Genomic DNA, 26,976 nt, shown 5'->3' on the forward strand with positions numbered 1-26,976 from the left:
GGAGGAAGGAAAGAAGCTCATGGACACAGGCACCGTGACCGAGCGGTTGGAGCAGCTGCGCGGCGTCGTCGCAACAGGAAAAGATCTGTTCGATCCGTATGTGCTTCAGCGTGCCGAGCGGGAACTGGAGGAAATTTCCGGGCGCCTGGAGGCCGGGCTCGGCCTAACGGTGGCGGCGCTCGCGGGGGGTACCGGTTCGGGGAAATCCACGCTGTTCAATGCGCTTACCGAGCTCAATTTCGCGGACGCGGGGGACGTGCGGCCCACCACCATGGATATCACCGCGTGCGTGTGGTCCCCGGCGGCCCGCCCCGTGCTCGAAGCCCTCGGCGTGAAAAAGGACCGCACCATTTCCCATAATTCGCTGCTGAGCAGCTCGAAGCGCGAGCTTGATTCCCTGGTGTTCCTTGACCTGCCCGACCACGATTCGGTGAGCCTGGGTAATTCCGCGCTTGTCAATCGCATTTTGCCGCTCGTGGACGTGTTGGTGTGGGTGCTCGACCCGCAAAAATACGCCGATCACCTCATCCACGATTCGTATATCGCGGCGATGCGCGAACGTGCTGACCGCATGATCGTGGTGCTCAACCAGATCGATACCCTCCCCGCGGGTGGCACGGAGGCCATTACCGCGGATATCCGCAAGCTGCTGCGCGCGGACGGCATCGCTGATTCTGTTCCGATTTTCCCGGTGTCCGCGCTGCACCGGCGCGGGCTGGAGCCGCTGCGCGACGCCCTGGAAAAGGCGGCCGGGCTGACGAATGCCGCGTTGGAAACCACCGGTGCGTATCTTGATGAGATCGGGGCGCGCCTGGGGGAGGGGCTGGAGGAGCCGCCGGTGCGTCTGGAGGCGGAGAAGGCCGAGGAGATCGCGCGCGGGCTCTCGGTGGCTTCCGGGGTGCCCGCCGTGGCCGAGGCTATTGCCGGGGTGGGGTGGCATTCGCGGGCCGTGGCGCCGCCCGAACAACCCGCCGCCGCGGTGGTTGATGCGCACCGCGAAGCCTGGCTCGCGCACGCGAGTAGCGGTTTGCCGCGGCTGTGGGCGCGCCGCCTGGACGAACAGGTGAGTGACGCAGCTTCCTTGCGCCGCGCCATTGGTGGGGCGTTGCGCGCCGTGCCGGTGCGGCCCGCCGGGCGCGGGGCGCTGCTGGGTGGCGTGCTGGCCGGGGTGGCGCTTGCGGCGGCATGCGTTGCTGCCGGTATCGCGGCGGCGGTGCCGTGGTGGGCTGCGGGTATCGGAGCGGTGCTCGCGGTGCTGTGCGGTTTCGCCCTGGGATGGTGGGCACGACGCCGCAGCGCGGCCACCCGGGCACGCCGCTACCAACGCGCGGTGAACGAGCAGCTTATCGCAGTGGTAGAGAAGCACTGCGCTGCCCCGGCGCGGGAGGTACTGGAGCAGTACGCACGGGTGCGCCAGGTGGTGCGCGGGGAGTAGCGACTGCGGCGGGTTTAGCTAAGCCCGTGATGTGTCGAGTGTTGTGGACTCCCCGGAAAAGAACTATCTATATGGGCAAAACAATCGATAATCCGCCGATAATTCGCGGCGTCGGGTTCTATATGAGCGCTGGGGTAAAATAAATAGCGCAGAAGGTGGGAACAAGGTCTCCCATCATGTCTGAGAGAGGGTCTAGCGGACGCAAGCGCTGCTAGGCTCTCTTCTCATCTCGATGTCGGTCTACGAGCTATTACTGCGCTGACTGTCTGTACCTGGGATTGCTCCTGGATTCAGGGATTCGGTTGAAAGTCGATAGCGTTACGCAAGACGAGTAGCTCCACTATCCACATCTTGCCGAAACGCCGTGGTTATCCACAGCCAGGTGAAGGGGTCTCCCCGCCCGTGTATCAGCGGGTCATGATGGTGTCCACCGCCCGCCCGTGGCGGTGGGAAAGGACAGCATCATGGTTAATGACACCATCGTCGCGGTGCGCGGATATGCCGGCGGCAACCCGAAAGTTTATGAGAATGCCACCAGTGGGGATGTCACTACTGTCAATCTCGGGGTGACACCGCGCTATTTCTCGCGTGAAACTAACCGCTTTGAGGACGGCAATACTATTTGGTACACGGTGCGGGCGCGCGGCACCCTCGGGCGCAATATCCAAACATCGGTGACTACCGGCACCCCGCTACTGGTGCGCGGGCGGCTTGACATGCGCGAATGGACAGGTAAGGACGGTTCCACCATGCGTGGGCTCACCATCTTTGCCGATGCCGTGGGAGTAGAGCTCACCACCGGGCGGGCTAGTTTCGTTAAGGTTCGCCCGGATCCGGGTGCGGAAACAAATGGCGGATCGGCTGGCGCGGTGAATTCCGCGGATACAGCGGCGGGAGAAAGCACCCCGGGGGACAGCCGCTGGCTCACCGAAAATGGTGATCCCTCCGAATCGATGCCAGGGGATGAAGCCCCGGAGGAAGCCATCGGCGTGAACGTTTTTGAAGCGCTGGCCGCGCAGCGCTCTTCGGCCTGAGAAATTCCAATTCCACCCCGGTTCCAGTCACATCGGGGGGACTTTTCGCGGGCGGCTCGGTACACTGGTCTGGGCCGCTCGCGCAACACCTAGCGCGGTGCGCGGCACTGAATCGCGAATCAGGACGGGATAAGTGGCTGAATACATTTACCAGATGATCCACGCTTCCAAGCGTGTGGGGGATAAGACCATCCTTGACGACGTCACCATGGCGTTTTTCCCCGGAGCCAAGATCGGCATGGTCGGTCCGAACGGTGCCGGTAAATCAACAATCTTGAAAATCATGGCAGGGCTGGATGAGCCCTCCAACGGGGAAGCGCGCCTCTCCCCGGGCTACACGGTGGGTATCCTCCTCCAGGAACCTCCCCTCGAAGAAGATAAGACTGTCCTGGAGAACGTCCAGCTAGGCCGCAAGGACATTCTTGACAAGATCTCCCGTTTTAACGCCATCGGTGAAGAAATGGCGAATCCGGATGCTGACTTCGATGCCCTCATGGAAGAAATGGGCAAGCTGCAAACGGAAATCGATGCCGCTAACGCCTGGGATCTGGACTCTCAGCTGGAGCAGGCCATGGCCGCGCTGCGCTGCCCGCCCGGGGATACACCGGTATCCGTACTTTCCGGTGGGGAACGTCGCCGTGTGGCCCTGTGCCGGCTGCTGCTGGAAGCCCCAGACCTGCTTCTCCTTGACGAACCGACGAACCACCTAGATGCCGAATCCGTGCTGTGGCTCGAAAAGCACCTGAAGTCCTACGCGGGCGCGGTTATTGCCATCACGCACGACCGTTACTTCCTGGACAATATGGCGCAGTGGATCGCGGAAGTGGACCGCGGCCGCCTTTACCCCTATGAAGGTAACTACTCCACCTACCTGGAAACGAAGAAAGATCGTTTGGAAATCCAGGGCAAGAAGGATGCCAAGCTCGCCAAGCGCCTCAAGGATGAACTCGAGTGGGTGCGTTCTTCGGCTAAGGGCCGCCAGGCCAAGTCGAAGGCACGTCTGGAACGCTATGAGGAAATGGCGGCGGAAGCCGAACGGACCCGCAAGCTTGACTTCGAAGAAATCCAGATTCCGCCGGGGCCGCGGCTGGGCAATGTGGTTATCGAAGCGAAGAACCTCAAGAAGGGCTTCGGGGACCGCGTGCTCATCGACGGACTTTCTTTCTCGCTGCCGCGTAACGGCATCGTCGGTATTATCGGTCCGAACGGCGTGGGTAAAACCACCCTCTTCAAGACCATCGTTGGTCTGGAGCCCCTCGACGGTGGAGAGCTGAAGATCGGGGAAACGGTGAAGATCTCCTACGTGGATCAGAACCGTGCCGGTATCGACCCGGAAAAGAGCCTGTGGGAAGTTGTTTCTGACGGGCTGGATTACATCCAGGTCGGCCAAGTGGAAATGCCATCGCGTGCCTACGTTTCCGCTTTTGGTTTCAAGGGGCCGGATCAGCAGAAGAAAGCCGGGGTGCTTTCCGGCGGGGAACGCAACCGCCTCAACCTGGCTCTCACCCTCAAGCAGGGCGGCAACCTGCTTCTCCTTGACGAACCGACGAACGACTTGGATGTGGAAACGCTGTCTTCTCTGGAAAATGCGCTTTTGCAATTCCCGGGTTGTGCCGTGGTTATCACCCACGACCGCTGGTTCCTCGACCGCGTAGCCACTCACATCCTCGCCTACGAAGGCACCGATGAGGATCCCTCGAAGTGGTACTGGTTCGAAGGTAACTTCGAAGGCTATGAGAAGAACAAGGTGGAACGCCTGGGCGAAGCCGCACTCAATCCTGGTGCCGGTGCTCATCGTAAGCTGACGCGCTAAAGGCTAGCTGCTATTCCGCCCGCTCGCAGATAGCGTGCGACGCAGGCGAGTTCCGAGCCACGCTAGTGCGTCGGAGCCTGCCGGATGCAGGCGGGAGCGCGGATTAGTGCCGCCAGTTAGCAGCGATAAGTATACGGATATGAGGTAGCTGTTCGGTTATTGTGATAGCCGAACAGCTACCTCATTCGCTGTTATAGGGCGGGTACCGATTTAAGTGCGGGTGGTTATGCTTCGAGGGCTTGGAGTGCGATGGTGGGGTTATTGCGTACCGCGGCTCGCAGCTGGTTCTCCTCCCATTCCCGGATACCATGCTGGAGTGCTTTGCGTGCTTGCGGCGTGCACGCTGCTCCGAATTCGTCAATAACGAAAAGGATGATTTCTTCCAGGCAGGGCCGGAATCTGCGCCCGCCTACGGGGAAATGAACATCAGCAATACGCGGAGTGCGGGCTTCATTCTTGATGCGCCGGCGTGAGCGGCGAGAATGATTACCACCCAGGAGTAAAGCGTGCGTCCATTCGTCGCGGTGGGAATGTACCTGGACATGTGCGCAGGGGATATTTGAGCGTGGTGAGCGAATATAATCCCAGCGCACCAAAGGCTCACTGTTTTTTGCTCCTCGGATGACCGAGAATGTTGATTCATTGACCGTGAGAGAGCCGGTTTCCGGATTAAGGAAAACTTCGTAATCGAAACGGACAATGAGCAGAGGAGCGACGCGAATATCGCCAAGCAATCTTATTGTGGGAAGATCTTCCTTTGGAGCCGTTTGTCTCCGCAGCGAAAATCCGGGGTCCATCAGCTCCCCAACAAGCTGTAAGTGTGCCGCAAACTTATCGGTATAATCATTCAAACGTTCGTTCACCACGGTACAACTCCTCGAAGCGATCCAGGCCTATCATCTCGAAATAAGCGTCAGACTCTTGTGGCCCGAGCTGGTAGTTATCAGCGCGTAGGTCGAATTCTTCGCGGGTCATTCTGACCTCCTGCAAGATCTCTTCCTTGCGCTTGAGAACATCTTCAAGCGAGTTAAACGTAAGCTCCGGAATGCACAACCTATCCTCGGCGATATCCATATGTCTCACTCCTCTGATCGCCTAGTGGCGAAGTAGTTACTTCTCCTTTTCCGCCATTCTTGCATGGCACAGAGCCACAAAAAAGAGCTATTTACCGCCGTGTGGAAAAGTGCAACGCGAGCCGATTTTGTGGATAACTTCTACCCCCGTTGCTTACAGCTAGGGAAGAGGGGAACTCGTAGTGCTTTCGCTACGGATATACGGATATACGGATATGGCGAAATATCGCGCCTAGCCGGTACCTAACTCCTCCTGTTTCCCCATCCTCAAGGCGCGAGATTACTACCGGCACCCTGGAATCAGGTGTACTACTTTCCTTAGTTGAGGGCCGGCAGCGGCACGCGGACCATGCCTTCTTGGCTCATAGAGGCAATATGGCGCCCGTCCTGGAAGAACTTCGCGTTCACGAGGGCGCGCCCGTTCTGCGCGGAAACGCATTTCATCTCCGCCAAAATCCACTCCGACATGTCAAAATTGCGATGCCACCAAATCGCGTGATCGAGGGTGGCCACTGAAATTCCGCGGGAGAGCCAGGCCAGCCCGAGGGCCCGCAGCGCCGGCTCCAACATGAACTGATCCGCGGAATACCCGAGCATCGCCCGCTGGAGAGTACGCGAGGTCCCCGCTGGCATGGGTGAGCGCGCACGTAGCCACAGGTGCTGGCGCGGGGAACCGGAAGGATCGGGCCGCAGGTAAATATCGCCTTCCACCCGCCGCATATCAATCCCGTTCGTGGAAGACATCACTTTCGCGTACACGTTATCCATCGCCCCGAAGAAATCCACCGAGGAGGCCAGCCCCTCCGGCCCGGGAACATCCGGCATTGGAGAAGCCAAGGTAGGCCCGGGCTGGCGCAGCTGGAAGGAGACCCGCGCCGTGAAAATCAAACGGTCACCCTGATACGCCGTAACATTCCGGGTAGAGAAAGACCGCAGATCATTGATCTCCTCCACCTGGAACTCGATGGGCTCATCCAGGTGCCCGGCCCGCTGGAAAGCCGCGGTAATGGAATGCGCCAGCCGCTCATCCTCACCGATGCCGAGCGAGCGCTGCACATCGTCAGCCGCCGCCATGGTGGCCTGCCCGAGCACCTGCCCGCCGTACACTTTCCCGGTGATCTGCACGAGGTTCTGACCGCGATACCGGCCCGTCCCGCAGCGTTCCAGCCGCAAATTATTGAGAATCGACGCCAAGGGCTCAGTGTGTGTTTCCGGTATATCAATGTGGTGCATATCTTCCTCACTCCCGGCGGCGCGCGCCACGCTTACTTTCCCTCCGCCGCGACTAGCTGCTGATATTTCTCAAATAGCACGGCCAGCCGCTCCTCGTCAGAGGCAAAGGGCTTGTTGCGATAAAGTCTATCGACTGCCTCGTCAATTTTTTCGTGTGCTTCGCGTAGATTGCGTGGCATATGGTCGGGGTCGTAGAGTTCCGCGAGTGTTTTTTCGCAGTGATATTCGCGTACATCGAGTACGCGTAGCGCGCGTTTTGTGAGTTCTTCTTGCGACGACGCCGATAACTCTGGCACGGGGAAGGTGTTATAGACCAGGGTATTCGAGTAACGGAGTGAAGTCCCCATATAGCCACCGACAGCACGTAGCCAAGCCATGTGCATTCTTGATGTGAGGAGGCTGAACAGCCAGGGATCGGCGTCGTAAATCGCAAACGCTAGGTTTGAAATCACGGTGTCCGGACCCAGGTACCCGATAGGAACATAGTCACGCCGTTCGGAGGAGACACTAGGCACGATAATCGAATCCGTGGGCTTATAACGGATCTCTACGAAGCGCCATGGGACAGCGCCGAATTCCTGCGTCTGCTTCTTCGTGCTGGCCGAACGCATGGCGGAAACACGATCCAAGCGCCGCTTCACTTCTGGAATCTTGGCTGCTTCGTGCCGGTTTTCCTCCGTGAGCCACAGGCAATAGCGGTCTTTCCCATTGATGTAATCATCGGCGCCCACGAATTGCTTAATCACTTCAGATAGTTCGGGATGGCTAGTGAGTAAATTTTCCGCTTCCTGATCGGAAAGGATGAGGTTGCCGCCGTCGGTGGGTTTGGAGCCGTAGCTCATCTTTGGAAGCGCAGTGGAGAGAGCCTTGGTACGTGCGGTCACGTAGGTATCGCTACCAGAGATGAGGTAGGCGTTGATATTCTCGACAGGGGTTTTCACCGGACCGGTGAACAGATATTTCGGCTCCGAGGATTCATTGCGCAGGCTGATCACGGCGACGGTGACTCCGGCATTATGGGAGGCATTATTACTCCACTTGAAGGAGGTGTAGGCGTAGCCGATCTCGATTCCATTAGTGAACACATGAGGGTGGAGGAGGGCGACCTGTTCGCCCTGGGTAATGGAATTCGTGGTCACGAAAGCGAGCTGGGCATTCGTGCCCCGGATATAGTTCGCGCCCTTAATGAACCATAGGGCAACGTAATCGAGTTTCTTCGGGTACTTCGCGCTATCGAAAACATAGGCGAAGTCATCCTTCTGATCCTTCGTCTGGTAGGTACTTCCTACATAGGGTGGGTTTCCGATTAAATAAATTTCGTCGGTGCCGTTATTGGGGCACACCTCGTTCCAATCCAGGCGGGTGGCGTTGCCGTGCACAATATGCCCGGTTTCCTTGAGGGGAATGAGGGGGATATCCACGCCGAATTTCTCAGCGAATTCCTCATTCATTTGGTGTTTGGCCAGCCAGAGTGCCAAAACAGCCATCTCGGCAGAAACGTCGTCGATCTCAATGCCGTAGAAGTTCTCGATATTGATGACCGAAGAAGTGAGGCCAAGGGAGCCTTGGCCGACCTCTTCGTCGGTTTTACTGCCGATTGCGCCGAAAGAGCCGCGGGTGGAGATCGCGTCGATCTGTTCGAGGATGCGGTGCTCGAGCTGGCGCAGTGCCTTATAAGCAATGACGAGGAAATTACCGCTGCCGCACCCGGGATCGAATACCTTAATGCTTTGGATACGAGCCAGCAAAGCCCGTAGTTTCTTGACCGAGTTGGCTGCGGCGTCGAATTCTTTGTCCAGTTCATCCAGGAAGAGCGGGCGGATAGTTTTGAAGATATTGGGCACCGAGGTGTAGTGCTGGCCCAGGTTAGCGCGCTGCTGCTTATCGACCACCCCCTGGAACATGGAACCGAAAATATCCGGGTTGATTTCCGACCAATCCAAGGTGCCGAGCCGCAAGAGGGAATCCCGGGCCGCCATGGTGAAGTGGGGGACAGCCAGCGAGGCGTCGTCGTCGTTATTAATGCGGAAAAGGCGACCGTTGACGTACGGGAAATCTTGCAAATAAACGGGTTTATCGGCGGGACTGGGGGTGTCCAGTGCGCGGAAGAGGGTGCGCAAGAATTCCGCGGTATCCGAGCCGTCGCGCTGAGTGTAGGAGCCGATCGCGCTGGTGAACTGGCCGCGCGCGAAAATGCCGGTGTCCTCCGCGAAGAAACAGAAGAGGAGACGGGTGAAGAAAATATTGAGGCCGTGGCGGGAGGCGGTGTCGGTGAGCATATCCGGGCTGGCCTCGAGCAGGTCGTCGTAGAGCTTGCTCATGTGTTCGGCGGCGCGGCGGTCCGCCTTGGTATCCGAGGTGAAGTCGAGGCGTTCCATATTTGCCCACGGCAGGAAGAACGTGACGTTTTTGTCGATCTGCGCGAGCGGGGTAATGAGGGAATCGCCCGTTTTCGTGTCGAACGCGGCGAGGTCGGTGTAATCGGTGGCGATGACGAAACGGGTGTTGTAGCGGATCGCGGTCTCGCTGGTTTTGAGTTCAAGGGCCACGGCGGCGAGGTCACCAGTGGTTTCGCTGATATAGAGCTTGTTTTTCCACACGACCTCGCGTTCCGGATTTGCCGCGACGTTGATGGAGCTGGCGGTGGTGGAGCGCAGGCGGGCGATAGAAGATTTTGAGATGCCGTAGGCGCGTAGCAGATCAAAGAAGAAATCGCGAGTGTAGCTGGGCTGGCCGGCCAGTGCGCGCACGCTTTCCTCGATGGTGGATAGGGTCAATGCCACGCGCGGCTCCTTTCACGGCGGGCCCGGGCGCAAGAGAGCGGCCGGGGCGGTATGGGTCTATTTTAGGGGGTGGCCCTGGGATCGCGACCTGGCCCGGACTCTCAATCGGACTGGTTCATCTTTTATGGCCGGCTTGTTCAGTTTTCAGTGGTTGGTGGTACTGGCTGGGCGAGTGACGCAGATGGCAAACATAGGCGGGGCAAGTGTTAGGGCGTTTACCTGGATTTTTCTGGTATTTGCCGCACGTTGTCGATAAGTTCACATGTGTAGATATTTAGAAACATATTGAGAATTGCTTTCTCAATAGTGTAGAAAAAGGATGTAATCCTTTGGGTTGCCTTCCTTGCGGGGGGGGGGGGTGATTCTGGGCTAGTTTCCCCGACAAATCGCCATGAAGAAGATTTTGCAACGAATAGCCACCACGCTCGTTGTAGCTGGTGGATTGTGTGGTTTTGGGATCGGGGCCGCGCACGCGGTCGGCGCAGACATCGAGACGGAGCAAGGTAGCGGCTACGTCGAGAAGTCCTCGAAGATTTCTATTAGCTCGCAATGCGTGGCGGGCACGCCGCAGATATCGGTGACGGAAACGGAGTTAAAGTTTCACTTTTCTTTGTTAGTCAAGGTAAAGATTACGGGAGAATTGAAGCGTCCGCATTTCGCAGCTCCGTTTTTGAAGGTGCGTGTCAATAACAGTTATAACTGTAGATGGGTGCCGGCAAATCCGACAATAGAACATTTCACTTTTAAGGATGAGGAAGGTAATCCGAAGGTTACGCTTGGTTCAACTCAGCGTTTTGATTGCTCGAGTGAGCTGGATATTACTCGCGCATCGCAGCTGGACGATTCTCTGGTAAGTGTTGAGGTCCTTGGTAGGGAAACGAGATCGGGTTCCTGGGAACTCATCGCACAGGTTGCTCCGCACCTCACGAGCCGCATGCCGGAGTATCAAGTGACGTTAGCGGGCAAGCCGCTGTTGGAGAAGCCGGTGACCTCGGGGGATGCGAATATGACTATTCCCGTTCCCGATGCGAAAGCGGGGCAAACGGTCAGTGTCATCGCAACAGGACCGAGCGGTAGTGACGTCGTCAGCAATCTCACGCTCGTTGAGAGCGATCTGTGCCCGCCTCAACCGCACAATGATGATCCGAAGCCAGAACCGAGCCCCGGAGAGGAAGAAGAGGAGGGCGAACCGGAGGATCCCGAGCCTTCTCCGACGCTTTCCGTGACAGAAACTCCTCGTACCTCGCCGACGCCGGAGTCAAGTGGTAGACCTACGTCAGAGCCTTCTCCGACGCCGAGCGCGACTCCTACGCTCACGGTCACCCCAACGCCGCACGCGAGTGGAATGCCGGCGCGGGAACTGCCTGCAACCGGGGCCGCTCATGGTTCCCAAACCGCCTTCCTCGCGGCCCTTCTTGTGCTCCTCGGTATGGGCGGAGTACTAGGAGCTCGGCGTCGCTGGCGCTAGTTGCTGCTTTCGCGGGGGAGTAGCGTTTCTTCCAGGCCGACCAGGAGTGCTCTCACCATGATGGTGAAGTACTCCTGGCTCATCTGGTTCTCGTTCTGAGGATCAGTGAGGGGCAGCAGGTAGTTATCAAGCATATCGGTGAGCGCGGCCGAGCCTGCGGCCAGGGGCTGGGCCTGCGCCACCATGCGGCCCAGGTCGTGGCGCTGCTCCCGGCGGGTAGGGCTGCGCAAATTCCTCGCCGTAATCGCCCACAAAATCGTATTGATAATCATCGTGTAGGCCTGCGGGGCGTGGTGATGGAAACCGGCCTCGTGCAATTTTTCGAAAGAAGCCTCAAGTAGCGGCAGCATCTCCGCACTGAAATTACCATGCATCATCCGCTCGGTCACCCCAGGATGCTCCAGCAGCACGGGCCGGGCGTTAGTAGCCAGCGCCATAAACCACTCTTTCCACTCCAGGCTTTTTTCGGGTAGAGCGATGGAGCCAATGAGCTGCGCGATAACGGCATCAATAATGGCATCCCGATTCGCGAAGTAATGGTAGATCACCGAGGGCGAGACCTTGAGCTCAAGTGCTAAATCGCGAATTGACCAATTTTCTATGCCGCGTTCGCGGGTCAGGGACTGAGCGACCCGGCGAATTTTATCCTGGTTCAGGCCGACGCGCCTGCCGGTATTCACGGATGTAGCGTGCATATATCCAGCATATCGCCACACGGCATTGACACTACTAGAACAGTGTTCTAGTGTGTGTGCAGTTCACTCATAACGTCTGAAAGGGAACTGCTATGACCGAAGCTAATGCTCACCCGCACTCGGCATGGGAATCAGGATCGGAACCGGTATCGGAATCGCGATCAGAATCTGAGCTAAAGCCGGAAACGGGGCGCGGATCAACATCTCAATCTGCATCGAAAAAGAACCAGATACCGGGTCTATTCCCGCTATTTTTGGCTGTATTGCTGGCCTATATGGGGCAGATGATTCTCAACCCGATTATTGCTCCGCTCTCGCGGGAAATCGGTTTGCAGGAATGGCATATTGGGGCGACGATCTCCCTGGCTGCCATCGTGCTCTCGCTCAGTTCAACCACCTGGGGGAGAGTATCCCTACGGCGGGGCACCCGCCCCATCTTGGTGACGGGCATGCTCGGCGCTGCCACGGCACTGGCAGCCTTCGTGGTAGTGGCCTGGTTCGGGCTTCAAGGTGCGCTTGCTGGAAGTGCCTTGGTGATCGGGGTGGTGTTTACCCGGGGGCTCCTCTACGGCGGATCCATCGCCGCCATTACACCAGCCGCGCAGACCTACATCATCACCCATACCCACAGTGAGGCGCAGCGAGTCAAAGGCGTGGGTATGCTCGGTGCCGCACAAGGCTTCGCCACCATTCTTGGCGCGCTGGTGGGCGGGAGCCTGGCGGCCCTCGGCGGATTCATGCTGCCACTCGTGGTTATGCCACTCATGATTCTGGCGGGAATTGCGGTGCTGCTCCTCACCTTCACACCCACCCGAGGTGAAAAGCGAGTGGAGAAACCCGCCAAAGTTAGCTATTTTGACCCGCGGGCATTTGCCTTCCTGGCCTGCGGTTTCCTCATGTTCACGGTATTTTCCACCCTGACCACCGTATTCGGCTTCCTGCTTCAAGATGCCTTGGGACTGGAGGCTGCGGCCACCGCAGGGTTCACGGCCTTGTGCATGTCCATTATGGGAGTGGTCATGATTATTGCCCAGGCCGGGGTGGCGCCGCGGCTCGGCTGGAGCGCGGTGCAGCTCTTCCGCCGCGGCCTGATCATTTTCTTCGTGGCAGTGGCGCTGCTGCTCTACCCGACGCACCTGTGGGTCTTCGTAGTGGCCTGCGTTCTGGCGGGCTTTGGTTCCGGCTTGGCGATGCCGGGCTATAACACCGCGCCCACCCTGAAGATGGAACCGCATGAACAGGGCGGCATGGCCGGGCTCATCAACGCCAATAACGGGATGGCCTACGTGCTGGCCCCCGTTGGCTCCACGGCGCTCTACGGCATCGCACCGTGGCTCCCGATTGTGGTCTGCGTGGTGCTGCTGGCACTGGGCATTCTTATGAGTACGGTGCACCCTTCGTTTAGGCAGTAGGGGGTAGGCGGCGTCGTCGTACCTATTCCGCAACCGCGCGGAAACGGCCGCTTGGGTCAGCGCCGCCGTTCGCGGCCACGATCTGGCGAGCCTGCGCCAGGGCGTTGTCCATATCCGCGAAAAGATAATCGTCGATGCTGAGTTGGCCCAGCTCCATGCGCTGGGCCATCTCCTGCACCTGCGTGGGCAAACCCTTGACCAGCACGGTATTTCCGGCATCTACCAAGCGATCTACCACCTGCGCCAGAGCGCGCACCCCGGTTGCGTCCACGATCCCCACTCGGGAAAGCCGCAAAATCACCACATCCACTCCCGCCAGGCGCGGAATTTCACGCTCGATACGGTCACCCACACCGAAGAACATGGTGCCGTCAATGCGCAAAATAGCGATTTTCGGATCCGAGGGGAGATCTTCACGGAAAATACCTGAACGGTTGGCCATGCGCCGCAACACCAAAATGCCGGAAATAATAATTCCCACGGTGATCGCCCAAATAATATCCAGGCCCACCGTAATAATCGCCGTCATAACGAAAACCGCGGCGTCCGCGCGGTTGGAACGCAGCACCTGACGCACCGTGGCGGGATTAATCATGCGGTAGCAGGTAACCGCCAGCACACCCGCAAGAACCGAAAGTGGAATAACCGCAACAGTCGCGGAAGCCACGTACACCACCCCGAGAAGCACCGCCGAATGAATAATCGCGGCCAGGCGCGAACGCCCACCCGAGCGCACGTTCACAGCGGTGCGGACAATGGCGCCCGTCGCCGGCATCCCACCGAAAAGTCCGCAGCCCACCGACGCTAGGCCCTGGCCCACCAGTTCCCGGTCCGGCGAATAACTGCCGCCGCGCACCATCCCCGCCGCGATCCGCGCGGAGATCAGCGACTCGATACCCGCCAGTGCCGCCACCGCCAGCGCGCCCGGCGCCAGCGCGCTGAGCAGGCCCACGGATATTTCGGGGACGACTGGGGCGGGGAGAGCAGCGGGGATGGTGCCGATGGACGGCACCGTGAGGCCGGCGCCCCAGGCGCCCACGCTCACTATCACGACCGCGATAAGGGAACCGGGCAGCTTCTTCGAGATCTTCGCGCATGCCGCGATAATGATGACGGCGGTCAGGCAGAGCAGCCCCGTGGTGAGCGCCGTTGTCGGAGTTATTCGGGTGAGTGCTTCGAAAGCCGCTGGTAGGGTGCTCAAGCCTGCCCGCGCCTCCACGCCGATAATATTGGGCACCTGTTGGAAGAAAAGGATAGCGGCAATCCCCACCGTGAAACCCTCGATCACCGGCCAGGGGATGAGGGAGACGGCGCGGCCCAAACCCAGCACCCCGGCCAGCAGAATCATGAGTCCCGCCATGAGGCATAGGAGCGGCACCACCCGTGCGCCGTGCGCGGCAACGATGGGGGCAAGGATCACCGCCATGGCGCCGGTGGGTCCAGAAATCTGATAGTTGGAACCACCGAAAACCGCGGCGATAATCCCCGCCACAATCGCGGTAATGAGGCCGGCCTCCGCGCTGAGTCCACTGGAAATAGCGAAAGCCAAGGCGAGGGGGAGGGCCACGATCCCCACCGTGATGCCGGCAGCGATATCTTGACGCCAGTATTTTTTCGTGGCGCGCAGGTCAGCGGCGCAGGGCAGGAGGGAACGCAGGTGCGTAACAATAGCGGGCACGGAAACCTTCAGAAACCTTTCATAATCTCAGCATCTGAACAGGCCGTATCGCGCATATGTGGAGATTTTGGCGCTCAAATAGTGCGAGGGTGCACGGGTGGGCGTCAAGATGCGTGTGGTCGAACGAAGCCACCATAGCACAGTTGTCCATATTTTGAGACGGTATTGTGATGCGGCTTCCCGTATCTTTTTGTTCTTCACGCCGTTAAAGTAAGGCCATGAAAAAGCGAAGCGCCGGGCTTGTTATTGCCATTGCCGTGATCGTCCTCGAACTTATCGGGGGAATGCAGACCTACCTCAATCAGCTGATTTTGCCGATCCTGGCGAAGGACCTGCACGCGCAACACCTCTACGGCGTCATCATGGGGGTATCCGCAATGTCCTCCATGGCGGGACTACCCATCGGGGCGGCGCTCATGAATCGGATTCGGCTACCGCGCCTCCTCATGGGAGCCACGGTATTCCTGGTGGTGGGAGCCTGCACCAGTGCGGCGGCACCGCATATCTCGGTCTACCTTGGCGGGGCGGTGATCCGGGGCCTGGCGGGCTCCACCCTGGCGATGACCTCCATCGGGGCGGTGGCGCTCGGACTCTCCGGGCGCGCCCGGCGGCTCACCCTAGCTTTTTCCTCCGCCAGTTGGGTGGTGTCTTCCGTGCTGGGCCCCGCTTACGCGGCGTGGGTGACACACCTGCTGTCCTGGCGCTGGGCCATGCTGCTCTACCTCCCGCTCCTGCTGGTAGCCCGCTTCGTTATCGCCCTCAATCTCACAACCGAAGGGGAACGTAAAAAATCGCCCTTCTCCGTTACAGCGCTCCTCCTCATCATCGTGGGGGTGGGAATAACGGTGCTCCCCGCGGCGGGTGCGCTCAAGATCGTGCTCATGGTGACGGGGGTAGCGGTGCTCGGCTACGTGGCCGTGCTCCTCATGCCGCAGGGCACCTTCACGCGCGCAACACCCCGCCGCGCCGCCCTTGCCGGCATGCTCTTCCTCACCGGAGGGTATTTTGCCGGAAATGAACTCGTCTCTCTCACGGCGCATGACCTTTACCGGGCCGGCCCGGATGCGCTGGGCGTCATCATCATGGGTGGCGGCCTCGGATGGGCCATCGTGGGCGTGTTCTGCGGCATCAAACCGGCCACCACCCGGCGCGGATATCGACTCCGCGTGATAAGCGGACTCGGTTGCATCGCGCTCGCGGCACTCTTCTTCGCGGCCTGGATTTTCTCCGGGTGGCACCTCGCATCACCCACCGCGGTGTTCTGCACCGTATGGACCATTGCCGGGATCGGAATGGGAATTGCGTACCTGGACACCCTCAATATTTTCTTCGATGACCCCGACGTCCCCGACGGCATCACCATCGAGACCATGGCAAGCTCGGCGGTGATCGTAGAATCCCTCGCCTCCACCATGTTCATACCGCTCACCACCTCTATCGTCGCCACAGCCTTCACAGCGCATCAGGGGGTATTCGCGCTGCCCTACGCACTAACATGGCTGCTCATCGCGGTGGCTATCGTCTTCGCATTCGGCTACCTCCGCCGCACCTACCCCGCGCGAACAGCGTGAGGCGGGGCCCGAATTTTCACACCCGAAAAATACCGCGATGGCGAGTCCGTGCGCGGCTCAGGGGAGGGGCGCCAGCTGGCGCCGTCGTCGCACCATTCCCGCCACGGCGCCAGATTCCACGCAAAGGCAAGAGAGCAGATATTCTAGTAACCGGGCTCGCCACCGGAGGCGAGCAACCGGGGACACACGGGGAGACACAAGGAGGGAACCATGGCGGGTTCACCACCGCAAGATATGCTCAACCGCATCGCTGATGCATACGGAGTGGCAACGCACTATTGGAGTTTCGCGGGCGAATACGTGACGGTGGATGCCGATACGCTCGTCGCGGTGCTCGCGGCCATGGGGATTGACACCTCCACTCCGGAAGCGGCGCAGGCGGCGCTGGACACGGTAGATAGCCGCGAATGGCGCCACGTGCTGCCCGCCACCACGGTGGTGCGCGAAGGAAATGAGCAGATCATCCGCGTGCACGTGCCGCACGGTGCCGCCGTTACCCTCACCTACGAACTGGAAGACGGCGGGGAACTTCCCGCCGTCCAGGCTGAAGATTTTGAACTGCCGCGCCTCATCGACGGCGCCATGATCGGCCGCGCCGCCTTCGTGATCCCGGGCAATCTTCCGCTCGGCTACCATACGGTGCGCGCTAAGGTGACCCCGCCGGCCGCGGGGGAGGAGGCCGCCACCTGGCACAGCGGGGCGCTTATCGTGGTGCCCGCGCGCCTGCCCGCGCCGGCCGACAGGGGCGTGGCCGGCTGGGGCGTGATGAGTCAGCTCTACTCGGTGCGTTCGCGTGAATCCTGGGGGACGGGGGACACCGCGGATCTGGCCGAACTCGGTTCGCTTTTCGGCGGGCTGGGGGCGCAATTCGTGCTTATTAACCCGTTGCACGCCGCCGAACCGTGCGGGCAGCTCACCAACTCGCCGTATTTGCCGACGTCGCGCCGCTTCTTCAACCCCCTCTACATCCGCCCGGAGGATATCCGCGAAGTGGCCTATATGGACTCCGGCAAGCGCTCCATGGTCACGTGGGCGGGGCAGGCCCCCAAGGAATCCTCGCTGCACAATACGCTGCTGGATCGCAGTGCCTGCTGGGAAGCCAAGCGCAGCGCCCTCGAAGTGATTTACCGCGAGCCGCGCAGCCACGCCCGCCAGGCCGATTTCGATGCTTTCCGTGCCGCCGAAGGGCAGGGCCTGGAAGATTTCGCTTTCTGGTGCGCCATGTATGAACGCTACGGCAAGCATTTCCCCGCCGCGTGCGAGCGCCCCGATACCCTGGCGGCGCGCCGCGAACGCGCTGAGCTGAGCGAACGTATCGATTTCTACTGCTGGTGCCAGTGGGTGATGGACCAGCAGCTGGAGGCCGCCCAGAAGGTGGCGCGCGATGCCGGTATGGGCATCGGCGTGGTGCACGACCTCGCGGTAGGGGTGCAGGCCTGCGGCGCGGACGCCTGGGCCAACCCGGATGCCTTCGCGAGCGGGGTGAGCGTGGGTTCCCCGCCCGATATGTACAACCAGCTCGGCCAAGACTGGTCCCCGCCGCCCTTCAACCCGGTGGAGCTGGATCGCCAGCATTACGCCCCGGTGCGCGATATGGCCCGCACCGTTATGCGCCATGCCGGCGCGCTGCGCATCGACCACGTGATGGGATTCTTCCGTTTGTGGTGGATTCCGGCGGGCAATAAGCCGGTGGACGGCACCTACGTCTACTACAACCACGAAGCGCTCATCGGGGTGCTTATGCTGGAAGCGGTGCGTTCGGGGACCTTCCTCATCGGGGAAGACTTAGGCAACGTGGAGCCCTGGGTGCGTGATTTCCTCACCGAACGCGGGATTTTCGGCACCTCCGTAATGCTTTTCGAAAAGGAAGGGGAATCCTTCCGCGCCCCCGAACATTACCGCAGCGCTTCCCTGGTCACGGTGGATACTCACGACCTGCCCCCGCTGGCTGGTTACCTAGCCGGCGAACACGTGGATCTGCGCGCCTCCCTGAATATCTTGGTGGAGCCGGTGGAGCAGGTGCGCGAAGAAGCCCGCCGCGAGCGCCAGGTACTTATCGAGACCCTGTGCGGTTGCGGCCTGCTGGAGAATGGTGATCCTACCGAGCGCGAGCTCATTGAGGCGATGCACTGCTATATTGCCCGCACCCCCGCCCAGCTGCAGGCCATTGCGCTGGTGGATGCGGTGGGCGAGCGGCGCACCCAAAACCAGCCCGGCACGGATACCGAGTACCCGAATTGGAAGATTCCGCTGGCGGACGGCACCGAAAATGTGGTGCTCACCGAGGACCTGGGCGAGCACCCCCGGCTGCGCTCCCTTATCGCCGCGTATACGGCGGAATATGAGCGCTGTCACCCGCGCGGCTAAGCGGCTAAGGTGGCTCGCTAGAACAAGCGGTTGTGCGACTGGCTTTAAAGGTACGACGACGCAGCTAGGCCCGTCTCCTAAAATTTGCGCAAATTTTAGGAGACGGGCCTATCTGTTGCCAGCACTTCTTCTTAGAGTGAATGCACCGGCCGGTCTGCCTCGTCCCTGAGTGGGGAATGGGGTACGGGGCAGGGGAGGATGAGGCGCAATGGAAGCGCACCGTTCCCACCGTCTCCGCACCGGCCACGATTAGCATTCTCAACGGTGAGGAGAGAACATGAAAAAACATCTCGTACCATTTTCGGCCACCGCCGCGTCACTCGGTGGCTTCCTCTTCGGTTTCGATACCGCGGTGATTTCCGGAACCACGGCAGCGCTCCAAGATAAATGGGATTTGAGTGCCGGGCAGCTGGGCTTCACGGTGTCCTGCGCCTTGATCGGCACCATTATCGGGGCCCTCTTCGGTGGCATTCCGGCCGATAAATGGGGCCGGCGCCCCGTGCTCAAAGGCGTGGCGGCCCTCTACCTCATCACCTCGGTGTGCGTGGCGGTGGCCAATAGCTGGGTCTTCTTCCTCATCTTCCGCATGCTTGGCGGGATCGCAGTGGGGGCTTCCTCGGTGATTGCCCCGCTCTACACGGCGGAGATTTCCCCAGCGGCCCGGCGCGGAAAACTGGTGGCCACGGTGCAGCTCAATATCGTGATCGGCATTGTGGTGTCCTACTTCTCCAATTACATCATCGTCAAGATGATGCCGGTGGAACTGGGCTGGCGCTGGATGCTCGGTATTCAGGCGGTACCCTCACTCATCTTCCTCGCGGTGTGCTACTTCATCCCGGAAAGCCCGCGCTGGCTCTACACCCGCGGGCGCGACGCCGAATCCCTGCGTGTGATGGAAGACCTGTGGGGCAAGCACGAGGCCGCTCAGGTGATGGAAAATATGCATAATGCTGCTCCGCACGCCGCGGCAACGGAGCCCTTCTTCTCCAAGCGCACCGCCCGCCCCATCACCATGGCCATCCTCATTGCCTTCTTCTCGCAGTTCGCGGGCACCAACGCGGTGCTCTACTACGCACCGTCCCTGCTCCAGTCGGCCGGTATCGCCGGCGATGCCGCCTTCGCTTCCTCCATCCTGGTGGGGCTGACCAACCTGGCCTTCACCCTGCTGGGGCGCTCCCTCGTGGATAAGGTGGGGCGCCGCCCGCTGGTCACGCTCGGTGCGGGCATTGACCTGGTGGCCCTGCTGGCTATCGCCGGAATCTTCTATTTCAACGGCTCGGAACTGTCCACTACCACCGGCATTATTGTGCTGGTGCTCATCATCGTGTTCATCGCCGCGCTCGCGGTTGGTATTGGTTCGGTACTGTGGGTCTTCATCTCGGAGATCTTCCCGCCGGCCCACCGTGCGAACGGGCAGGCCGTTGGTTCGGCCGCCCACTGGGTGTCTGCCGCGATCATTTCTGGCACGTTCCCGGTGATGTTCCAAGCCTCGATGACCTTCACATTCCTCTTCTACGCTGCGTGCATGCTCGGCGCGGTCATCTGGTCACGGACTATGATGCCGGAGACGAAGGGAACTCTTCTCGAAGACGTATAGCCCGGACGGCGCTGACGGCGGCGCACCGTGTGCGCCCCGCGCCAGGTACGGTGCCCACGCACCGTGTGCGCACCGTGCGCCGTCCGAGTGGCGCGCGGGCAGGTGCGCGCGGGCCGCGCAGCGGGCCGCCGGCGTCGTCGTAAAAAATAAGAAGGAGGAACAATGGCGGGCGTAGGGATGAAAGACGTGGCGAGCCGCGCCGGGGTGTCGATCACCACGGTGTCCCACGTGCTCAACGGAACCCGGCGGGTGGCCGAATCCACCCGGATGCGGGTCCTTGAAGCGGCGGCGGAACTGGGGTACTCCAGCCCGCGCACCGTCCGCTCCCTGCGTGCCGGGGCGTCGCCCGGAATCGCCATTGTGGGAACCTTGCTGGGTAACGCCGGGGGCACGGCGGTGGCCCTGGAGCTTGCCCGCCAGGCCACCGACGCCGGCCTGGTGCCCTTCCTGCTGGATACCGGGGCGAATGTGCATACCGAAGAAGCGGCGCTCAGCGCCCTCATCGCGCACCGTCTGGACGCGGTTATTATCAGCCCCGTGCCCGGATGGCGCCGGCATTCGCTGCCCCGGCTGCGCCGCCACGCCATCCCCTTCGCGGTGGTTAACGGGAATGATCCCGCCGTGGTGGCTCCGCAGGTAAGCACGGACTACCAGCAGGGGATCCGCGATATCACCGCACACCTCCTCGACCACGGGGTGCGCTACCCGGTGCTCTTCTACCCGGACCGGCGCATCGCCAACGGCTCGCAGCATATGCGCGGCTTCGAGGAGGCCCTGGTGGAACGGGGCCACCGGGTGACCCGCCATCAGCTGGTGGGGGCCCATTCCTCCCCGCGGGCGCTGCGCCGCCAGATCGCTCAGGTACTCGATTCCTGCGCCCATATTGACGCCCTGGTACTGGGCAGCTCCGCCATGTGCGTGCCCGCCATGGCGGAGATACGGCGCCGCGGGCTGGTACCCGGCCGCGATATCCGCCTGGCAGTTTTCGACGATTCCCACCTGCCCGAAGCCCAATCATTCCTGCGCGCCGTGGACCCCGTAGAAGAGGTTGCCGAGCGCGCCATTACCGAGATAACCCGCCTGCTTGGTGAACCGGATGCCGCCGCTACGCGGCACCGTACCCGACTGGTGCCCTGCACCGTCATCACCGGGCCGAGCTGCGGCTGCCCCACGGCGCCGCAGGAAAGCTCAACGGCGGGAACCGACCAACATCGGCTCTACGCCGCAGCCCACGGGCGCCGTCACGCCGGCTGGGTACCCGACCGTGCCCTCCTCAACGATGAGGGACACAGCCGTTCCCCGCTGGCCGCCACGCCGCCCCCAACCCCCGCAACAAAGGAGGCAATCATGACACAGCTCGATCACTTCCCCGACCGTTTCTTCCCCGCCCTGCACGTGCGCCCGAACTTCGGGTGGGTCAACGACCCCAACGGCATCCACAAGGTGGGCGATACCTGGCATATGTTCTACCAGTACAACCCCAAGGCACCTTGGCATGACCACATCCACTGGGGGCATGCCACCTCCGCCGACCTCGTCAATTGGACGGCGCAGCCCATCGCCCTCAAGCCGCGCCCCGGTCAGCCCGATTCGGCCGGCTGCTGGTCCGGCGTGGGCACCGTGCACGAGGGGGTATCATCGCTGCTCTACACCGCCGTCACCCGCGGGGATGGCCCCTCCGTGACGGTCCTGGCAGAGGAAAACGCCGACCGGAGCGGCTGGGAGCCCACCGGCGTCGTCGCCACCATGCCGCCCATCGAAAACGTGCGCGCTATGCGCGACCCCTTCATTTTCCAGGTGGAGGGCACAACCTACGCCATTCACGGCGGCGGCTTCGAGGACGGCACCCCCGTCATCTTCCTCTACGAATGCTCCGACTGGCGCAACTGGCTCTACCTGGACACCCTGCTGGTGGGCGACGACCCGCTCGCCTCCATCTACGCCCCGGCCTCCATCTGGGAATGCCCCCAGCTCATCCAGGTGGGGGATGCGTGGGTGCTTATCGTTTCCCAGTGGGTGGAAGCGGAAACGCTCATGGATCATCTCACGGGTGTGGCCTACCTGGTGGGCGATCTCGATATGAGCGCCGGATACCCGCGTTTCGTGCCCCGCGCCGGCGGTGAATTCGACGCCGGGCCCGACTTCTACGCGCCCCAGTGCGTGGTGGATGGGGACCGTGTGCTTGCGTGGGGCTGGACCTGGGAAGGTTCGGATCGCACCGACGCGGATATTGACGCTTCGGGCTACAACGGTGCGCTGACCTACCCGCGCCAGGTGCGTATCACCGAGGGCCGGGTGTGGACCCAGCCGGCCCCCGAAATTTTCGCGCTACGTGAAGGCGAAGGCGAGGTCGTGACCGAACTGCCCGAGCTGCACTCCTTCTCCCTGGATCTGGCGGGTAGCGGCACCATCTCGCTGCGCGATTCGGAAACGAACGAAGTACTCTTCACCGCGGCGGTGAACGCGCCGGCCTCGCTGTGGATGGACGGCTCTCTGGTGGAGCTTTTCCAGGAGAACACCGCCTCCTTCACCCAGCGCATTTACCCGCGCGGGCAGGTGCGGATGGAGGTGAGCGGCGATCTTCAGGTCACGTGCTACCCGCTCTCCGCGTTTAACGACGACGGCGCCCGGCTCCCGCGCGCCTTGCGCTAAGGGACGGCGCGGCCGCGTGGGTAAAACATGGCCGCGTGGCATAAAAGCAGCTGCGTGGTGTGGAAGCGCCAGTATGGTGTGAAAACGCCAGCATTCCTATAGAAGAAGCGGCGGATACCGGTGTGTATCCGCCGCTTCTATCATGATGGGGATCCAGCGGTTGCTGGATAGCTGGCCCGCTACTTAGCCGCGCACTCGCCGGGTCATGAGCACGCCGCCAGCCCCGAGAAGCACAACGGCCGCGCCGATGGCACCACCCAGTTCAGCGCCGGAGTTGGCAAGCTGCTTTTTCTGGGATGTGGCCTGGGGCGCCGCTCCTGCCTGAGTGCTGCTCGCTGCCGCCCCGGCAGGTGCGGTGGGCGTGGCCGGGGCACCGGTGCCGGCCGGACTGGCCGCCGGACCGGCGGGCGGCGTCGTCGGAACAACGGGAGAGGAAGGCTGGGCCGGATCTGCCGGAACAGACGGGGCCGGCTGCCCCGGTTGGACCGGACGGTCGGGCTGCGAGGGCGGGGCGGGCACCGGGCGCGCGAGGATCTCTGCGAGCTCCGCGATCTTCTTGTTGAGCGCGGCGGCGCGTTCGGTGAGCGTCGCCACCCGGGTGCGCGCCTCACTCAGCGCTTTCTCCTGCTCGGCAACCTCCGCGCGGGCCGGGTCTGCCGCCGCCTGCGCATCCTTAATCTGCTGGGCAAGCTCAGCCTGCATAACGGGGCACTGCTGCTGCGCGGCCCGCAGCTCCTCAACGAGCGGCTGCAAGGCATAAATCTGGGTATTGAGCTGCTGCTGTTGGGTGCGCAGCTGCTCAAGCTTCTTTTCCAGGGCGTCGATCTGAGCGCTGATCTCCGTTACATCCGCGCCGGCCTGCTGCATCTTTGTCCGCTTGACCACCAGCGCGTTTTTCTCATCAATGGTGGCGTACTCGGTTTCCTGAACTTCTTTCAGTGTGGTTCGCAGCTGGGCCAGTTTTTCCTCCTGGCTGGCTACGGCGGTGTCCAGCTTGCCGCATGCGGTTGTCAGTTCCTGCTGCTGTGCGAGGAGCGGGGCGAGCGGTGCCTCCTGATCCGCCAAGCGCTGGCGTGCGGCCGCAAGAGATTCTTCGAGCTGCGGAATCTTCGCCTGCTCGGCGGCGAGATCGGCAGTTACTCGAGCCAGTTCGGCTTCCGCGGCGGCCTTATCTTGTGCAACCTTATCCTTGTCCGCATCCATGCGGGAAAGATTGCTCGTCGTTGCGTTCGGTGTGGCCGGGGCACCAAGTGCCACGGTGGGAATAAAAATGGCTGTGGCCGCGGCGGCGGCAACAGCCAGGTAACTCGGGTGCTTCATCGGGGTACCTTCCTCTTCCTTGGATATATACGGTACGCACCACAAGTTTATAAGCAGTTAATGAAAATCTATTAATAAGTGTGACGATATAAATATTCAAGAAAGCGAACACACTAGCGCCAGTGGCACACCAGTTAACTGCGGTGGTGCGGAAACCCATCAGGAGTTCCCGCACCACCGTTTGCGCCATGCGCTTGTATAACCTGCTCGCGCGCCGATTTATGCGCTTTGCACGCGGCTTATCTTGCCAGAGCTAGAGCTCCTAGTTCCCGGCCTTCCGGTCGGCTTCCTGGTTGCGCACCGCGCGAGCGGTACCATCGACCACTTCGGAGACGATGCGCCGGCAGGCCGGAGCAGCATCCGTGGTGGCCAGCCATTCCTGACCGAGGGCCAGCAGGTCAACCCCAAGATCGGTACGGCCGGCCAGCTGGGCCGGGTAAGCGTACTCGAGCATATTCGAGGCGATCTCCACCGAGTTGTTATCCCACATTTCCTTGGCAACCGCGAAGTACTTCTCCGCGTACGCCCGTACGCTTTCCGCGGAGGATCGCCCGGTGCCCAGGGCGAGGTTGCGCTGGCGGGTATTGGTCTCCGGATGCACAATTTCTTCCCAGACCTTTTCCTTGGCCGCGCTATCAGGCAGCGCACCTTCGGCCTGGGCCGCGAAAATCTGCCCGAAGGAGGAAGAATCGCGGGCGAATTCGGCATCGATGGCGGCCTGATCGGCCCGCCCATTCGCTGCCAGCGCGATGAGGATATTCCAGCGCACTTCCTGGTCGACGTCGTACCCTTCCGGAACGGCCACGCCGTCGCGCCACCCGGCAATAAGAGCGAGCTGCTCGTCACTCACGGCCCGGCGCATCGCCGCACCCATGAGCTGGAGCTGGCGGTCGGAACCCGGTGCCGCGGTGAGCGCCAGTTCGAAAATACGCTCGGAAACGGCAGCGGCGAACTCCGCGCGGGTGGCCGGGTTGGAGTACAGCTCAACCGCGGAATGCAGGGAGCCGAGCACCACGCGCAATACAGTGCCATCGGTTTCGTCCGCCAGCACTGCCAAGGCGATATCGGCGTAGGTATGCGCATCGAGCTCGCCGTCGCGCATCATATCCATCGCCGCGAAGACCACCACGGAACGATCCAGGTGGTTATCGAACTTGTCGAGGTTCTCCAGCGCTACCCGGAAGGAATCAGCATCGAAGCGGATCTTGGCGTAACCCCAATCCTGGCTGTTGAGGAGGATGAGGTCGGGGCGTTCAGCACCCGCGAAGGAGGCGATCTCGGTGCGTTCGCCGGCAATATCCACCCATTCGGACTTCACGCAACGCAGCGCGTCACCGTCCAGGTCATACCCGGCAATGCGGATACGGTGCGGGCGCAGGGAGGAGTTCGCGTCGTTCGTCTGAACCACGGTGAGGCGGTCGATCACCCCGCTGCTCGATTCGACTTCGGGACGCAGGGTGTTAACACCGGATTCTTCCAGCCACACCCGGGTCCATTCCTTGAGGTCACGCCCGGAGGACGCTTCCAGTTCGGTGAGCAGATCGCTGAGCGTGGCATTGCCCCACTTGTGCTTAGCAATATAGGCACGCACCCCGGCCAGGAATTGTTCTTGACCCACGTAGGCCACCAGCTGCTTGAGCACGGAGGCACCCTTGCCGTAGGTGATGCCATCAAAATTGACGAGCACATCTTCCAGATCGCGAATATCCGCGGCAATCGGGTGGGTGGAGGGAAGCTGATCCTGCTGGATCGCCCAGGTCTTTTCAGATGCGAGGAAGGTGGTCCAGGCATCCTTCCAGCGGGTGTTATTGGCAGCGGCCAGGTGGCTCATGAACTCCGCGAAAGATTCGTTGAGCCACAGGTCATCCCACCACTTCATGGTGACCAGGTCACCGAACCACATATGGGCCTGTTCGTGCAGGATGGTGATGGTACGCCGGTCGATAATCGCGCCGGTGGGCTTGGTGCGGAACACATAGGTTTCCACGATGGTCACCAGGCCCGGATGCTCCATGGCGCCCGCGTTGTATTCGGGGCAGAACACCTGGTCGTACTTGCGGAACGGGTAGGGATGGCCGTAATTAGCTTCGTAGTAGTCAAATCCCTGGCGGGTGATGGTGAAAATCTCATCCGCATCCAGGTAGGGTGCCAGCGACTTGCGCGCGTACACACCCAGCGGAATATCGCGCCCGTCGATGGAATGGAAAGGCTCGCCTTCCACACCCTCGTAGGGGCCGGCCACAATCGCCACCAGGTAGGTGGATAGGCGCTCGGTGGGGGTGAAGTCCCAGCGGGCCTTGCCTTCTCCCAGCGCCACCGGTTCGGGGGTGGGAGAGACGGAAAAGACCTTCCAGTTTTCCGGCGCGGTCACCGTGAAAGTGAAATTCGCCTTGAGATCAGGCTGCTCGAAATTCGCGAAGACCCGCCGCGCGTCCGCCACCTCAAACTGGGAGTAGAGGTAGACCTCACCGTCGGCCGGATCCACGTAGCGGTGCAGGCCCTCGCCGGTGCGCGAGTAGTACTGGGTGGATTCCACCCGCACCGTATTCTGTGCAGCCAGGTTCGGCAGCGGCAGGCGTGAATCCTGGTAGCTGGCCGGGTCGAGCTCCGCACCGTTGAGCACCACGCGCTCCACCGACTTCGCGATGAGGTCGAGGAACGTATCGGCACCCGGCGTTGCTTCAAAATCAATTTCGGTCACCGCCGCGAAGGTTTCCTCCCCGGTGGTTAGATCAAGTTCAATGCGGTAATTCTGCGTCGCTACGATCTGTGCGCGCTCCGCAGCTTCTGCGCGGGTGAGATTAGTCCCGGCCATCAAGCTTCCTTTCCTTGGCTTTCAGCACAA

The 26,976-nt window shown here is 61.3% G+C and carries 17 protein-coding genes; 9 read left to right on the top strand and 8 right to left on the bottom strand.

Features of this window, described 5'->3' with window-relative positions; translation table 11 throughout:
* Positions 1–19: 19 nt before the first annotated feature.
* The 3 genes from ACTFPK_RS07635 (at position 20) to ettA (ending at position 4,282) form a co-directional block, all read left to right on the top strand.
* Positions 20–1,435 carry a GTP-binding protein gene (locus ACTFPK_RS07635; protein ID WP_274733505.1) on the top strand — a complete coding sequence of 472 codons (1,416 nt, stop codon included), beginning with the start codon at positions 20–22 and terminating at the stop codon, positions 1,433–1,435.
* Positions 1,436–1,899: 464 nt separating this feature from the next.
* Positions 1,900–2,469 carry a single-stranded DNA-binding protein gene (locus ACTFPK_RS07640; protein ID WP_274733507.1) on the top strand — a complete coding sequence of 190 codons (570 nt, stop codon included), beginning with the start codon at positions 1,900–1,902 and terminating at the stop codon, positions 2,467–2,469.
* 133 nt (positions 2,470–2,602) lie between these two features.
* Positions 2,603–4,282: an energy-dependent translational throttle protein EttA gene (gene ettA, locus ACTFPK_RS07645; protein ID WP_126135664.1), complete on the top strand. Its 1,680-nt coding sequence runs from the start codon at positions 2,603–2,605 to the stop codon at positions 4,280–4,282.
* A 224-nt stretch (positions 4,283–4,506) separates the two neighbouring features.
* Here the strand turns inward: ettA and ACTFPK_RS07650 are convergent, their stop codons facing one another.
* From ACTFPK_RS07650 to ACTFPK_RS07665, 4 genes are all read right to left on the bottom strand, one after another.
* Positions 4,507–5,145 carry a hypothetical protein gene (locus ACTFPK_RS07650; protein ID WP_274778572.1) on the bottom strand — a complete coding sequence of 213 codons (639 nt, stop codon included), beginning with the start codon at positions 5,143–5,145 and terminating at the stop codon, positions 4,507–4,509.
* Positions 5,126–5,356: a hypothetical protein gene (locus tag ACTFPK_RS07655; RefSeq protein WP_274732668.1), complete on the bottom strand. Its 231-nt coding sequence runs from the start codon at positions 5,354–5,356 to the stop codon at positions 5,126–5,128. The genes ACTFPK_RS07650 and ACTFPK_RS07655 overlap by 20 nt, the downstream gene beginning before the upstream one ends.
* Positions 5,357–5,673: 317 nt before the next feature.
* Positions 5,674–6,588, bottom strand: coding sequence for an acyl-CoA thioesterase (locus tag ACTFPK_RS07660; RefSeq protein WP_284911970.1), 915 nt, complete (start codon positions 6,586–6,588; stop codon positions 5,674–5,676).
* A 32-nt stretch (positions 6,589–6,620) separates the two neighbouring features.
* Positions 6,621–9,371 carry a DNA methyltransferase gene (locus ACTFPK_RS07665; RefSeq protein ID WP_274736481.1) on the bottom strand — a complete coding sequence of 917 codons (2,751 nt, stop codon included), beginning with the start codon at positions 9,369–9,371 and terminating at the stop codon, positions 6,621–6,623.
* 391 nt (positions 9,372–9,762) lie between these two features.
* Between ACTFPK_RS07665 and ACTFPK_RS07670 the strand changes: the two genes are divergently transcribed.
* A complete protein-coding gene (locus tag ACTFPK_RS07670; protein ID WP_274732732.1) occupies positions 9,763–10,839 on the top strand; it encodes an LPXTG cell wall anchor domain-containing protein in 1,077 nt (358 codons plus the stop codon).
* Here ACTFPK_RS07670 and ACTFPK_RS07675 read toward each other — a convergent pair.
* Complete coding sequence (locus ACTFPK_RS07675; RefSeq protein WP_274732734.1) at positions 10,836–11,534, bottom strand: TetR/AcrR family transcriptional regulator; 699 nt, start codon at positions 11,532–11,534, stop codon at positions 10,836–10,838. The genes ACTFPK_RS07670 and ACTFPK_RS07675 overlap by 4 nt on opposite strands.
* A gap of 254 nt (positions 11,535–11,788) precedes the next feature.
* Between ACTFPK_RS07675 and ACTFPK_RS07680 the strand changes: the two genes are divergently transcribed.
* Entirely contained in the window at positions 11,789–12,946 is a 1,158-nt protein-coding gene (locus ACTFPK_RS07680) for an MFS transporter (RefSeq protein WP_274732736.1), read from the top strand.
* A 22-nt stretch (positions 12,947–12,968) separates the two neighbouring features.
* Here the strand turns inward: ACTFPK_RS07680 and ACTFPK_RS07685 are convergent, their stop codons facing one another.
* The gene (locus tag ACTFPK_RS07685; protein ID WP_274732737.1) at positions 12,969–14,624 is read right to left on the bottom strand and encodes a SulP family inorganic anion transporter; all 1,656 of its coding nucleotides are present in this window, start codon (positions 14,622–14,624) and stop codon (positions 12,969–12,971) included.
* A gap of 218 nt (positions 14,625–14,842) precedes the next feature.
* Here ACTFPK_RS07685 and ACTFPK_RS07690 point away from each other — a divergent pair, with 218 nt between their 5' ends.
* The 4 genes from ACTFPK_RS07690 to ACTFPK_RS07705 all read left to right on the top strand — a co-directional run bounded on the left by ACTFPK_RS07690 (position 14,843) and on the right by ACTFPK_RS07705 (position 22,811).
* Positions 14,843–16,195 (top strand): MFS transporter, encoded by a 1,353-nt coding sequence (locus ACTFPK_RS07690; RefSeq protein ID WP_274732738.1) that lies wholly within the window; start codon positions 14,843–14,845, stop codon positions 16,193–16,195.
* Positions 16,196–16,405: 210 nt separating this feature from the next.
* Positions 16,406–18,562, top strand: a complete 2,157-nt coding sequence (gene malQ, locus ACTFPK_RS07695; RefSeq protein WP_274732740.1) for a 4-alpha-glucanotransferase — start codon at positions 16,406–16,408, stop codon at positions 18,560–18,562.
* Positions 18,563–18,839: 277 nt separating this feature from the next.
* Positions 18,840–20,159, top strand: coding sequence for a sugar porter family MFS transporter (locus ACTFPK_RS07700; RefSeq protein ID WP_274732742.1), 1,320 nt, complete (start codon positions 18,840–18,842; stop codon positions 20,157–20,159).
* Positions 20,160–20,321: 162 nt separating this feature from the next.
* Positions 20,322–22,811, top strand: a complete 2,490-nt coding sequence (locus tag ACTFPK_RS07705; protein ID WP_274732744.1) for a LacI family DNA-binding transcriptional regulator — start codon at positions 20,322–20,324, stop codon at positions 22,809–22,811.
* A 183-nt stretch (positions 22,812–22,994) separates the two neighbouring features.
* On the opposite strand, the gene ACTFPK_RS07710 is transcribed toward ACTFPK_RS07705, so the two are convergent.
* Together ACTFPK_RS07710 and pepN are read right to left on the bottom strand one after the other, a co-directional pair.
* Positions 22,995–24,131 (bottom strand): hypothetical protein, encoded by a 1,137-nt coding sequence (locus ACTFPK_RS07710; protein WP_274732745.1) that lies wholly within the window; start codon positions 24,129–24,131, stop codon positions 22,995–22,997.
* A gap of 262 nt (positions 24,132–24,393) precedes the next feature.
* Entirely contained in the window at positions 24,394–26,946 is a 2,553-nt protein-coding gene (gene pepN / locus ACTFPK_RS07715; protein WP_126135525.1) for an aminopeptidase N, read from the bottom strand.
* Positions 26,947–26,976 lie beyond the last annotated feature (30 nt).

Origin of the sequence: Actinotignum sp. UMB0459, from assembly GCF_051905915.1 — a bacterium.
In the GTDB taxonomy this organism is placed as follows: Bacteria; Actinomycetota; Actinomycetes; order Actinomycetales; family Actinomycetaceae; genus Actinotignum; species Actinotignum sanguinis.